Origin of the sequence: Legionella jordanis, assembly GCF_900637635.1 — a bacterium.
Taxonomy (GTDB): Bacteria; Pseudomonadota; Gammaproteobacteria; order Legionellales; family Legionellaceae; genus Tatlockia; species Tatlockia jordanis.
The window spans coordinates 325,641-337,728 of sequence record NZ_LR134383.1; the positions used below are offsets into that span (position 1 = coordinate 325,641).

Here is a 12,088-nt window from a genome sequence, read left to right on the forward strand (position 1 = left end):
GACTCCTTGTCTCAGGGGCTCAAAGACATAAAGCATTCAGCAAAATGCCCTGATCTTGATTTCATTCCTTTGATTAGATCAAGCATAACTGCTTGAGAAAAAATTTCAATATTTGTTTTATTTTTGCCAAAAATGTGGGGAAAATAAGATAAGAAGAGAAAATATCTCCAGACGTCCGGCTAACATAGAGAAAATAAGCAGCCATTTGCTGGCATCACTCAGGTTGGCAAAATTATTACTAATGCCCCCCAATCCTGCTCCGGCGTTGGCTAAAGAAGCAACAATTGCTGAAAACGCAGTGATAAAATCATTGCCTAGAGCCATAAATAGAACCATTAGCAGCAGAAAAAGAGCAATAAACCCTGAAATAAATCCCCACATGGATTCCAAAACAGGCTCTGGGAGGGTTTGCTTACCAAATTTAATTGGAATTAAGGCGTAGGGATGGAGTAAGCGCACCATTTCTCTTCGGCTTTGCTTATAAATTAACAGTGCGCGGATCACTTTCACGCCACCACTCGTTGAACCGGCGCAGCCACCCACGAGGGCAATCAACATAATGAGAATTGGAACATAAGTGGGCCAATTGCTGAACGAAGAAGACATAAAGCCTGTGGTTGTGGCCAAGGAAATGACATTGAATAAGCTTTTTATAAGGGCATGATGATTGGCTTCAAAAAAGCCATAAATGATGAGACTAATGGTGACAAGAAGACTCGCTAAAAAAAGGAAGGTAATGTAAAAGCGGAATTCCTCATCCTGCCAATAATGGCTTAAGCTCCTTTTTTTCAAAGCAAGAAAATGCAAGGCAAAATTGGTGCCACCAAGAATCATAAAGACACAGGCGATTAATTCAATGACATCGCTTTGATAAAATGCAAAGCTGCTGTCATGCATGGAGAAACCTCCAGTAGACACCGTGGCAAAACTTTCCCCTAAGGCATCAAACCAATCCATACCTGCTAACCAGTAGCAAAGCCAACAAATGCAGGTCAATAGCAAATAAATGGACCATAAGGCCTTTGCTGTCTGAGCAATTCTTGGCGTTAATTTGCTGTCTTTCATCGGCCCTGGTGTTTCTGCCCGATACAACTGCATCCCCCCAACGCCAAGCATTGGCAATATAGCGACTGCTAAAACTACAATTCCCATCCCCCCCAAAAATTGCAATTGCTGACGATAAAAAAGAACAGCATGAGGTAAGCCTTCAATATGTTGAATGATGCTTGCGCCCGTGGTTGTGAAGCCTGAAACGGATTCGAAAACAGCATCGGTTAGGCTGTGATGATGAATTGCAAAAATAAACGGTAGAGAAGCATAAAAACAAAGCACGAACCAAAAGAGAACGACAATTAAAAAACCATCCCTGATTTTTAATTCATGGTGTTGCTTTCTAAAACTAAACCAAAGCACTAAACCTGTGAAAAAAGTACAGGCAAATGCCGCTACGAAAGGCAACCAAAATCTTTCCTGAAAAATAAGATTGATCACGAGCGGTGTAAGCATACTCACACTGAACATCATGAGTAACAGGCCAATAAGACGAAAAATTGTTTTTATTTGCATTATTTAGCTCGTAAACGTCAAATTGACTTGAAACAAGGATTCAATTTGACGTACATAACGTCTCTTTAACAGTAAAATAATCACATGATCACCAGATTCCAACTGCAGGTCAGGCTCTGGCATTAACAGTTTATCTTCACGCATCACGGCAGCAATAAAACTACTTGGTGGAAGCTCAATTTGCGACAATTGACGACCTACTACCTGTGAAGTTAGCTCATCCCCATGAGTAATGAGCTCAATCGCCTCTGCTTCGTCATTTTGCAGACGGTATACCTTAACCATATTTCCACGGCGAAGTTTAGTAAGAATGCTACCAATGGTAATCAATTGAGGCGAGATTGCATGATCAATTACACTGTCTTCAATTAGGTCAACATAGGCATTGCGATTGACAAGAGCAATGACATGTCGTGCTCCCAAACGTTTGGCTTGCAAACAGGACATGATGTTGGCCTCATCGTCGTTAGTTACTGCGCAAAATACATCTGTGAATTCGATGTTTTCACTCACAAGCAGGTCCCGATCAGCGATATCACCTTGCAAAACCGTCCCTTTATGCAATTGCGAAGCAAGATCGCTTGCGCGCGATAGATTGCGATCTATCACTTTGATTCGATACTTGTTTTCCAGGGTCTCAGCGAGTTTTGAACCGATATGCCCGCCACCTGCGATCATGATTCGGCGGTTTGGGTGCGTATAGCGGCCAAGGGCGATGAGGAGCTGTTGAATAGCGTGCGGAGAGGCGATAAAAAGTACATCATCGCCGATAACAATCTCACAATTATCTTCTGGGGCAATTGCTGTTTTATCGCGAAAAATAGCCACCACCCGAGCTTCAATCGGTGCTAAATGATCATACAACTGTTGAATGGTTTTGCCTACCATTACCCCACCCGGCTGAGGTTTAATAGTTGCTAATAACAACTTGCCATCAGCAAATTCGAGCAGTTGGGTTACACCTGGATAATCAATGAGGTTTTCTATATGTTCTGTAACCAGTTTTTCAGGACTAATGCAAACGTCCACCGGCACATGATCGTTGCAAAATAATTGCGGATAATCGTAGTAATCGCGTGAACGTATACGGGCAATTTTCGTAGGTGTACGAAACAAGCTGTATGCAATTTGACATCCCATCATGTTAATTTCATCGCTGTTGGTGACCGCAATCAACATGTCAGCTTGCTCAATTCCCGCATTAATTAAAATATTCGGGTGGGCGGCTGAACCAAGAACCGTGCGGATATCCAAACGATGTTGCAATTCGCGAAGCCTGTCTTCATCCAAATCAACCAAGGTGATGTCATTGTCTTCACGGGCTAAGCTGCGAGCCAAAGTTCCTCCGACTTGTCCTGCTCCAAGAATGACGATTCTCATAACAGCAACACCCCCTCATAGACAAACTCCGCGGGCCCTTTTAGAAAAATGGGGCCATTCACATCGGGCCATTCAATGATTAACTCTCCCCCTGGTAATTGCACGTGAATGAGGTTTGAAGATTGATAATAGAGCCTGGCAATGGCCGCAGCCGCAACAGCGCCGCTGCCGCAAGCTTTGGTTTCGCCGCAGCCTCGCTCATATACACGAAGGCGTATCTGGTCTTTATTGATAATCTCCATAAAACCGGCATTACTTTGCTCAGGAAACAGCGGATGCTCACTAATTTCTTTGCCCAATTGGTTGAGGTTTAGTTGATCAAGTGCTTCAACGACGCTAACCGCATGGGGGTTTCCGACACTGAGTGCATGGACAGGGTAGGATAACCCATTCGCCAATTCCAGCTGATAAAAAGTAGCTTGTTGGCCAGCAAGCAAAGGAATGTCAGGCGGAGCAAGCTTGGGAGTGCCCATGTCCACGGTAACACTATCATCAGGATTAATTTGCAACATCATTCGAGTTGTTCGAGTGGCAACGGATATCTGCTTTTTTGAAGTTAAGTCATAGTGCAAGAGAAAACGTGCCAGGCAACGAGCGCCATTGCCGCACTGGCCGACTTCTTGGCCATTGGCATTGAAGATGCGGTAAAAAAAATCGCTATCGGGTGCTGGACTCGGTTCAACAATAAGACATTGGTCAAAACCGATGCCGGTATCTCTTTTCGCCCAATTGGCAATGTCTGCAGCATCTACATTGATGGTCTGGCGTACGGCGTCAATTACCATGAAATCGTTACCCAATCCATGCATTTTTGTAAATCGGATGGTCATTTCAGCTCACTTGTTTGTGATTGACTGTTTCTGATTATCTGGTAAATACAAAGGTCCTTTCTGACCGCAGCCTGTAAGGCTTATTATTATTATTGTTATAGCAATTAGCAAAGATTTGCGCATAGTTAATTCTGCAAACCAACTAGTATAAAAAATTCAAGTGAAAAGCGCTATCGAAGTTTTAGGGTACTAAATGGTAAGTTTTAGCCCTTGATCTTCCACTTGCATTTGTTCTGCGTCTGGGTTTCTCAAATTCCTAATGGCATCAATGGCCTTTAGCATGGATTTGTTTACCCGCTCATGGGAACGTGGATTTATATGAATTTCCTCGCTATGTTCAACTGAATGTTCCAGCCACTTCAAATTGAATAACAAGGTTGAGGGGATGTTGGAACCATCTATGTAAACAGGAGAAACAGTAATATAGACGTCTGAAACGTCTTCCTTGATTAGTTTTTCCGCAATAAATTGTTCGATGATTTCAAGAACATTGTAGTTGGACGCTGCGGTTGCAGGGACTAAATTGTCGGCGGAGTGCATTCCGCCCAGAAAGTAGGCAATGAGATGGGACCAGTGGTATTTGCTCTGGCTTTCAATGACAATATTTTCACCACAAATTGCAAACACTTGTTGGCAGCTGCCACCCATAAGCTGATTTTGTCCTTGCCGGCGCTTTAACCCACGTCTTTTTTTAAGCGCTTCCAGGGTGGCAGTAAAGGACAAGGGCTCCAGTTGCTGAAAGAGCAATTTGGGCATTTTTTTCTTGACGGTTTCCTCATCGTCTACAGTAATTTGTACCTTTTTAGGAGAGGGGGTTAAGGCCTTAAACAAAGTAAAATCCATGAGGCCAGTTCTGTGTCCATATAGTTTTCTGACCCGGGTCTGTTTTTCGGGTGTGCGATAAACTTCTGGATAACCTTTAAGCGGTGTGCCGGGGGAGAGAATGTCTATTCGCCTTACTTTAATATTACTAAGATCAGGCTCATTTTCCTTGTTGTTGTCGCTGAATAATATGGGCAAATCCTCGGAATCATCGTTTCTAAATCGTCTTCGCTTCACGCGATGGAGGGTTGATTCTTCAGGAGCTGGCGCTTTTTTGACATGGCGGGGTAACTGTTTTCTCCCCTGGAGCAAGTCAAGGCTTTCTGCATCCCTTCTGATTTGACTTAGGCAGGACAGGAGAAAGGCACTGCTTAGGCGTTTTACATCTTGCTCTTCAGTGCGGCGAATCAACTGCAGCCATTCTGCTTTACTGAGGTTAAGCCGGCTGATGTTAGGAAGAACGCTAGCAACGCGTTTCGCAAAGTTGGGAATTTTGCTCCCTTGTAACTCCGATTGCTCTTCAAGGGAAGTAAAAACGTCTAAAACTTCCATCTGGGCATAGGGTTGGACGCCTTTAGCTAAAAGCTCGCGTTCATCCGCATTGCTTTGTAAATAAATAATCAAAATATTAAACCAATCCTTTTGGTTAAGCACATAAGCTTTGGATTTTTTTCCTAAATTGGCAATTAAATTTTGAATTTTTTCTAACATCTGAATACTTTGTAAATCGCAATCTGAATGATTATAACATGAACACAGTGTTTGAAATAGATCAATTATGATTTTGCTGTATAAGACAGAGTTTATCGCATCGCTTCTGGACTTCTTAATTAGCGCGCTTCTAAAGCCGCTTTTTGCTCAAGACTGGCTTGCTATCATCCAAGGCTTTGGGGATAATTTGGGGTTTTGATTTTGTGGAGACGCCGTGTTAAACGCTTATATAAAGGAACCGCCACAACCGCCTGAAGCTTGTATCATCTGGATGCATGGTTTGGGTGCGGATGCCAATGACATGTCAGGCCTTGCCAGTCAGTTGCAACTCAATTCAAATGCCGTCCGCCACGTATTTCTTGATGCTCCAGTTCGGCCCGTAAGCATCAATAATGGCCTTAAAATGCGTGCCTGGTATGATATTTATGACCTTAGATTCTCCTCCCGTGAGGACAGGGAAGGCATCTTGGATTCAGAAAACGACATTTTGGCAATCCTTAATGAGCAAATCCAACAGGGTATTCCTTCGAAAAAAATCTGGTTAGCGGGCTTCTCCCAGGGTGGGGCAATGGCTTTGCATACTGCTTTGAAATTAAATCAGCCTTTAGGGGGCATCATTGTCCTCTCAGCCTATTTGCCTCTAGCGTCTGAATGTAAACCTTTACTCGCCAAAGAAACCGCGATTTTTTTCGCTTATGGCCTCTATGATTCTGTGGTTTTGCCAGACTGGAGTAAGCTGTGCTTAGGCTGGCTGAAAGCGAATGGTTACCTGCAGGTGGCCGAGCACAGCTATCCTATGGATCACGCCGTTTGCCTTGAAGAAATCGAAGATTTATCGGCCTGGCTTAATAATCTTCTTGCAGGAGATGACCGATGACTGTTGTAAAAAAGACTCGTATGGTTCATTTTAGTTGCAGCCAAATGTATGATTTGGTCAATAAGGTTGAGGAGTACTCCAGTTTTCTTCCTTATTGCTCACAAAGTCTGGTGCATCATCGCGATGAAGATGAAGTTCAGGCTACTCTGGTCATTTCAGCTGCCGGGATGAATAAATCGTTTACCACCCGTAATCGCTTGCAAGCTAATAAAATGATTGAAATCCGCCTGGTGGATGGACCTTTTAAGCATTTAGAGGGATTTTGGCGTTTTGATGAAGTGCCTGAAGGATGCAAAATTTCCTTTGACCTCGAGTTTGAGTTTGCAGGCTGGATGTTCTCTATGCTTTTAGGCCCAGTTTTTGAGCAGGTAACGGATAAAATGGTGGATGCTTTTTGCGAACGGGCTGAGGCTTTGTATGGTAAAAGTTGAAATCGTTTACATCAAGGCCGATGGCAACACCATACACCATCGGCTGGAATTAAAATCCGGTTCAACCATTTTAGATGCTTTGGACGAAGTAAAACTTTGGCAAAACCATCCTGAGACCAAATCCTTTTCCACCGGTATTTTTTCCAAGGTTTTGCCTTTGGATACTGTATTGAAATCAGGTGATCGCATTGAGATTTACAGACCTCTTACCCTTGACCCAAAGGAAAAGCGCAGGCAAAGGGCAAAAAACCAATAAGCCTCATCGCAAGCGGATTAGGGTCTAAGATATCCCGCTATGGCTTGCGCTCAATTCGTATTAGGCGATCATGGGCGAAATACAAACTTAGATTTTGCATTTGAAGGGGGCCAGTACCACGCCTAAAGGTATAAGCATAGTCCCAACGATCATTATTAAACATTGGATTTAGTAAGCTGGTTCCCATTAAGATAGCGGCATCTTGCTTGCTCATTCCTAATTTCAAACGTTCAATTTTTGATTGCGGAAGCAAATTTCCTTGCTGCACAATTCTCCTGGAAAAATCATAAGAAGCACAATTGGTTAGCGAAAAGGAGATGGCAGAGGCCGTCAAAGCAATGAGAATGGTTCTAATTTGCATTTTTTTTGCCTGTTATTAAAAATTTCGCCATAATATCATGTCATTTGTAGAAGTACAGCTGGATTGATTTAATGAATGCGCGACTACAACGGCCAATAATTTTAAACTATTAATGTCACTTGCAAAGGGGTAAGGGTGGAAGAGAGCCAACAATTGAAAGACGCTGGACTTAAGATAACCATGCCTCGCCTGAAAGTTCTTCAAATTTTAGAGCAGTCGCGTGATCATCATTTGAGTGCTGAAGGAGTTTACAAAACCTTGCTAGACATGGGCGAAGACGTTGGCTTGGCCACTGTGTACCGTGTATTGACCCAATTTGAGGCAGCAGGTCTGGTGCATCGACATAATTTTGAAGGTGGCCACTCTGTATTCGAGCTTAGCCAGGGTGAACATCATGATCATTTGGTTTGTGTAAAATGTGGGAAGGTTGAGGAGTTTGTCGACGAAATTATTGAGCAAAGACAACTCATGATCGCTCAAAAAGCTAATTTTAAGATGACCGATCACGCATTGAACATCTATGGCTTTTGTCCAAATTGCCAAGGCGCTTCTTAAGCATCACTTAAGACTCTTGTGCTACCATTGTGTCCAGTTTTAAATCATGTGATAAATCGATATGACAATAGGTCCTTTTTGGTGCCCCGAACTCGATTCCTGGTTGCGATTCATAACCGAATCGGATGAGGTTAGAGTACAAATCAGTACACGAAATCCTGAAGAGAACAAGCTTTGTCGAGCTTGGGAAGATTTACCCGATAAAAAAGGAACCTGGCTGCTTTATTTTAGCCATGGTCCAAATGATAACTCCGAAGCGGCCTACTGCTTGTATGAGAATACCTTATATTATACCGAGGGAGAGACCAATCGATTAACGGGTAATTTGGAGCTTAGTCGGTGGGCGGCCCAAGTATGGGAACCTGTAAATTACAATAGACTTCTTAAGTCCATTAAAAATCCTCAGGATGTCCCTTTTGCAAGTTACAAGAAATCAGAACATGCTGATAATCCACTGGTATTTTCAAGCTTACCAATCCTCCCAGAAGAGATTTCTGCGTTTAAGCAGGATATTTTAAAGAAAGCACGGCAACATGCGCGGAACAATGTGGAATCCCCACTGTTTAATGAAGCGCAGCTTGATTTTTTGTACTCGCAATTTAGCGATGAACTGGATGAATTTTCCTTCGATTCATTTGAAACAAGCCTTGATTACTTAAGGGCACTGAAAGAAATCATTTCCAATAGGGAACACTCCGTTCATCAGAAGCTTAATGCTCGCGCGGCAGCAACTGATTTTGATCGAGAAATCTTTGTGGCAACAGCCGATCATAATACCCAGGAATTCATAAGGACTTACAACAGCGATGAACAACGTCGGCGACGATTATATGCGGAGAAAAAAGAATACTTTTTCAATTTGTTGATTGAAGAAGGGAAATATCTTGCTCGCGAATTAGGAATCGACATCGATTTCTCATCAGTATTGGCGGTGGAAGAAGAAAGGCGTGCTGAACATGTTTTAGTCCCCTTTAATAGAGACGCGGGCATTGATTATCCACCGAATAGTGATTTAATCGAGGTGGGTGAGTTTCAATTTGAAGAGCTAGATCGGTATGCTGATGAACAGCTAATGGAAGATATTGAACTGATTGATTTGCGAACCGCTGTAGCTAATGCACAAGAAAATTACGAAAAATGGTATAAAAAGGACAACTCTTGCCGCAATGATCGGGGACCTAATGGTTTTTTCAGTTGGTTTCGCCATGGGAAAACAGGACAGCAGTTTGCTGCAGCGTTCAAAAATGAAGTGAACACAGCAGACAAAATTTCTGCCATTGCTAGCATTAATGAATTTTTGCTTGCTCCAAAAACGGCTTATCATCGGCACTCCTTTGCTTCTTTTTTGCTGGATGAATTAACGAAACTTAAAGAATTTCCCTGGAAATCACTCAAGGCTGATGCAACAATCAATCGTTACAGCAAAGCTGAGGTTGTTGAGCTTCTAAACTCTGGGCTAAGCTTTCATATATAATAGTTTTATCCTCCAAACAGGGATGTTATTTTATGAATGAAGATTTAATTAGACCTTACCAAGCAACCAATTTGCCCAGCATACAGTTGGGGGGTATTTTGTTAAACTCCCACTTGTTACCCAATGCTCCTGTGAATCTGGTTTTAAAATCATTCAATCGTCATGGTTTGATTGCAGGTGCCACGGGAACTGGTAAAACTAAAACCATGCAGGTTTTGGCTGAACAGTTGTCATTAGCGGGGGTACCGAGCCTCGTTATGGATATCAAAGGTGATATTTCCGGCTTGGCAATGCCTGGGGATGAGACTGACGATTTAAAGGCGCGTAGCCAATCCTTAAATTTAAGCTTTGAACCGAAAGCTTTCCCCGTGGAAATATTGACGCTGAACGGCTCTAAAGAAGGAGTTCCTGTCAGAGCTAAAATTGAAGATTTTGGCCCCATCCTATTTGCCCGCATGCTTGACGTGAATGAAACTCAAGCCGGGGTTCTTACCATTGTTTTTGAGTATGCTAAAAGTAAAAATCTGCCTTTAATAGACTTGGCGGATATGAAATCCTTGCTGCAATTTTTGCAAAGCGATGCAGGTAAACAAGAGGTTGAATCTGCCTTTGGCGGCATGGCGGCGACATCAGTTGGTGCTATTGTGCGCAAAATTGTTGAATTGGAAGCACAAGGGGCCAATCAGTTTTTCGGCGAACCGGCGTTTCAAGTACTGGATTTAATTAAGACTAATGCTGAAGGAATGGGTATTATTTCCATCCTGCGGCTAATGGATATGCAAGACAAGCCTAAATTATTCTCAACGTTTATGCTCAAGTTGCTGTCGGATATATATCGTCTAATGCCTGAATTGGGAGATCCTCCTAAGCCTAAATTAGTGTTGTTTATCGATGAGGCCCATCTGATTTTCAAAAACGCCAGCAAACCATTGCTGGGTATGCTTGATACCATCGTCAAGCTTATTCGCTCAAAAGGTATCTCTATCATTTTTTGTACCCAAACGCCGGATGATGTTCCTGAATCGGTCTTAAGCCAGTTAGGCCTTAAAATTCAGCATGCTTTAAGAGCCTTTACTGCTAAAGATCGAAAAGCAATGAAACTCATAGCCCAAAATTTTCCACCTTCAGAGGATTACGATACGGAAGCATTATTAACTACCCTTGGAATGGGAGAGGCTCTGTTAAGCAGTCTGGATGGAAAAGGACAACCAACCCCTTTAGTTCAATGTTTAATAAGACCTCCAGAATCACGTATGGGCGTTCTAAATGAGAAAGAACTTCAACAAGCCATTGCCATGTCCTCCCTCTTTCCGAAATATGAAAATCGTCAGGAGCGAAGCTCTGCGAAAGAAATTCTCGCTACTCGTACTGCCGTCGCTGAGCAAGTTGCAATTAAATCTAAGGGTCAAAAATACAGCAAGGCTGAAGATCCATCCATCGTAGAACAAATCAGTAAAAATACTTTATTTAGGCAGGTAATCAGACAAATTATCCGGGACATCACGAGATCAATCTTGTCTGCTATGGGGGTGAAAAAGCGATAGCAAATGCCCCCAAAGCTCATGGAAATCCCAACCCAGTAGACTGGTTAATAAGTAAAAACAATGCCATCGTCTTCTTCATCGGTTCCATAAGGCAGCCGCGCCACATGCGAGCCTTTAAACACTTTTTTAATGTTTAAAGGATTTACTAACCTGGAGGGATCGTCATGCTCGTCCCAATCATACAAATCAGCGTACCATTTTTCTTGCCGTCTTTTGGAGTGCAAGTAATAACCGTTCGTTATTGATAAAAGCATTAAATCATCGTCACTTTTATGATACCGTTCCTGCAACTCATTATTTTCGGGCTCGGCTTTCGACCGCATTTTTTGCTTTCTTACCAAAGGATAAAAATAAACAAAGCAAGAAATGGCCTGTGCAACTTGCAAAGAATACTGGGGACTAAACAATATAAAGCAGTCGATATCCATAGTTCGCTGTTTTTTTAGCGATTGGGAAACACTACGCCCTGTTAATTTCTGGAGGCATTTTTTTTCAAAAGCCTCGAGTCTGCCTTCCTCATCAAAAGGCAACAGATTGACGTAGAAACTACGGTCAGGAAAGGGCATTTCCATTGCGGTTGATTGGTCAAAAACGTCTAAATTCTCGCAAGATAAAATATTTAACCGGTCTTCGCTCAACAACGGTGCTTGAAAGTAGGAATAAAATCCAAAATTAGCTGCGTCTTTCATGGGAAATATTGTGGTATCTAGGAAATAGTCCCCATACAGGTAGAGGACCAGTAGGCTTGCCAAATTTTTTGCTGAAACTTTCTCATGGACATCACCGCTCTTGTTTTCGTTGAAAATACTGACTGCTTCAGTCAGTTTGTAATCCTTTAGTTTATCCTCATTAGCCATAAAGCAGCTTTCCAATCCACGAATTTCAATATCGACAGCAGGAGGAAACAACGTGGAAAAAGATTGACAATATTCATCCAGACAATAGAACATGATTTTGTGATCAAGCCGATGCTTTTTAAAGGAATCATAGAATTGCAATGGACCCGCCAAATCCATGTCGGGATTTGCAGGATCAGTGGTTTTCGGGGGGCCAATCCAGATGAATTGGATGTTAGGGAAATGAGGGACTTGTTTTTTGAATAAACTATGATTAGAAACGCTTAACATAACAACCTGCAAAAGCCTAAAAATTCCTCTGTTATTATAGTTTATTTTTTTGCAAAATTGTTTCGCTAACGCTCACTATTGGAGGCAATTCATTGCACTGTTGGTGTGTGCAAAAATCGGGAATTTTAAGAAAATGGTAGATGAAATTTTTGAT

At 42.4% G+C, this 12,088-nt stretch carries 12 protein-coding genes and 1 pseudogene; 6 read left to right on the forward strand and 7 right to left on the reverse strand.

The window, feature by feature from the left end; translation table 11 throughout:
- Positions 1–117 precede the first annotated feature (117 nt).
- The 5 genes from EL203_RS01485 to EL203_RS01505 all read right to left on the reverse strand — a co-directional run bounded on the left by EL203_RS01485 (position 118) and on the right by EL203_RS01505 (position 5,309).
- Entirely contained in the window at positions 118–1,566 is a 1,449-nt protein-coding gene (locus EL203_RS01485; RefSeq protein ID WP_058471342.1) for a TrkH family potassium uptake protein, read from the reverse strand.
- 3 nt (positions 1,567–1,569) lie between these two features.
- Positions 1,570–2,946, reverse strand: a complete 1,377-nt coding sequence (trkA, locus tag EL203_RS01490) for a Trk system potassium transporter TrkA (RefSeq protein WP_058471341.1) — start codon at positions 2,944–2,946, stop codon at positions 1,570–1,572.
- Positions 2,943–3,776, reverse strand: a complete 834-nt coding sequence (gene dapF, locus EL203_RS01495; protein WP_058471340.1) for a diaminopimelate epimerase — start codon at positions 3,774–3,776, stop codon at positions 2,943–2,945. Before dapF ends, trkA begins: the two co-directional genes overlap by 4 nt.
- Positions 3,777–3,782: 6 nt before the next feature.
- On the reverse strand, positions 3,783–3,899 hold the full coding sequence (gene lptM, locus EL203_RS14730) for an LPS translocon maturation chaperone LptM (protein ID WP_082647171.1): 117 nt from the start codon (positions 3,897–3,899) through the stop codon (positions 3,783–3,785).
- A 66-nt stretch (positions 3,900–3,965) separates the two neighbouring features.
- Positions 3,966–5,309 (reverse strand): DNA/RNA non-specific endonuclease, encoded by a 1,344-nt coding sequence (locus EL203_RS01505; protein ID WP_058471339.1) that lies wholly within the window; start codon positions 5,307–5,309, stop codon positions 3,966–3,968.
- Positions 5,310–5,538: 229 nt separating this feature from the next.
- Between EL203_RS01505 and EL203_RS01510 the strand changes: the two genes are divergently transcribed.
- Genes EL203_RS01510 through EL203_RS01520 form a run of 3 tightly spaced genes read left to right on the forward strand, consistent with a single transcriptional unit; the run spans position 5,539 to position 6,873 of the window.
- Entirely contained in the window at positions 5,539–6,186 is a 648-nt protein-coding gene (locus EL203_RS01510) for an alpha/beta hydrolase (protein WP_082647215.1), read from the forward strand.
- On the forward strand, positions 6,183–6,617 hold the full coding sequence (locus EL203_RS01515) for a type II toxin-antitoxin system RatA family toxin (RefSeq protein WP_058471337.1): 435 nt from the start codon (positions 6,183–6,185) through the stop codon (positions 6,615–6,617). Before EL203_RS01510 ends, EL203_RS01515 begins: the two co-directional genes overlap by 4 nt.
- Positions 6,604–6,873: an RnfH family protein gene (locus tag EL203_RS01520; RefSeq protein WP_058471336.1), complete on the forward strand. Its 270-nt coding sequence runs from the start codon at positions 6,604–6,606 to the stop codon at positions 6,871–6,873. Before EL203_RS01515 ends, EL203_RS01520 begins: the two co-directional genes overlap by 14 nt.
- A 37-nt stretch (positions 6,874–6,910) precedes the next feature.
- Here the strand turns inward: EL203_RS01520 and EL203_RS01525 are convergent.
- Positions 6,911–7,265, reverse strand: a pseudogene (locus EL203_RS01525) (outer membrane protein assembly factor BamE).
- A gap of 104 nt (positions 7,266–7,369) precedes the next feature.
- Between EL203_RS01525 and fur the strand changes: the two are divergent.
- From fur to EL203_RS01540, 3 genes are all read left to right on the forward strand, one after another.
- Positions 7,370–7,789, forward strand: a complete 420-nt coding sequence (gene fur / locus EL203_RS01530; RefSeq protein WP_058471335.1) for a ferric iron uptake transcriptional regulator — start codon at positions 7,370–7,372, stop codon at positions 7,787–7,789.
- A 61-nt stretch (positions 7,790–7,850) separates the two neighbouring features.
- Positions 7,851–9,263 (forward strand): hypothetical protein, encoded by a 1,413-nt coding sequence (locus tag EL203_RS01535; RefSeq protein ID WP_058471334.1) that lies wholly within the window; start codon positions 7,851–7,853, stop codon positions 9,261–9,263.
- 32 nt (positions 9,264–9,295) lie between these two features.
- Positions 9,296–10,807 (forward strand): helicase HerA-like domain-containing protein, encoded by a 1,512-nt coding sequence (locus EL203_RS01540; protein ID WP_058471333.1) that lies wholly within the window; start codon positions 9,296–9,298, stop codon positions 10,805–10,807.
- A gap of 44 nt (positions 10,808–10,851) precedes the next feature.
- On the opposite strand, the gene EL203_RS01545 is transcribed toward EL203_RS01540, so the two are convergent.
- Positions 10,852–11,934: a hypothetical protein gene (locus tag EL203_RS01545; RefSeq protein ID WP_058471332.1), complete on the reverse strand. Its 1,083-nt coding sequence runs from the start codon at positions 11,932–11,934 to the stop codon at positions 10,852–10,854.
- Positions 11,935–12,088 lie beyond the last annotated feature (154 nt).

Excerpts from the sequence above, each read along its gene's own strand:
- EL203_RS01515 (WP_058471337.1), top strand. The coding sequence starts at position 6,183 with ATGACTGTTGTAAAAAAGACTCGTATGGTTCATTTTAGTTGCAGCCAA.
- EL203_RS01540 (WP_058471333.1), top strand. The coding sequence starts at position 9,296 with ATGAATGAAGATTTAATTAGACCTTACCAAGCAACCAATTTGCCCAGC.
- EL203_RS01545 (WP_058471332.1), bottom strand. The coding sequence starts at position 11,934 with ATGTTAAGCGTTTCTAATCATAGTTTATTCAAAAAACAAGTCCCTCAT.
- dapF (WP_058471340.1), bottom strand. The coding sequence starts at position 3,776 with ATGACCATCCGATTTACAAAAATGCATGGATTGGGTAACGATTTCATG.
- EL203_RS01535 (WP_058471334.1), top strand. The coding sequence starts at position 7,851 with ATGACAATAGGTCCTTTTTGGTGCCCCGAACTCGATTCCTGGTTGCGA.
- EL203_RS01520 (WP_058471336.1), top strand. The coding sequence starts at position 6,604 with ATGGTAAAAGTTGAAATCGTTTACATCAAGGCCGATGGCAACACCATA.
- EL203_RS01485 (WP_058471342.1), bottom strand. The coding sequence starts at position 1,566 with ATGCAAATAAAAACAATTTTTCGTCTTATTGGCCTGTTACTCATGATG.
- EL203_RS01505 (WP_058471339.1), bottom strand. The coding sequence starts at position 5,309 with ATGTTAGAAAAAATTCAAAATTTAATTGCCAATTTAGGAAAAAAATCC.
- lptM (WP_082647171.1), bottom strand. The coding sequence starts at position 3,899 with ATGCGCAAATCTTTGCTAATTGCTATAACAATAATAATAATAAGCCTT.
- trkA (WP_058471341.1), bottom strand. The coding sequence starts at position 2,946 with ATGAGAATCGTCATTCTTGGAGCAGGACAAGTCGGAGGAACTTTGGCT.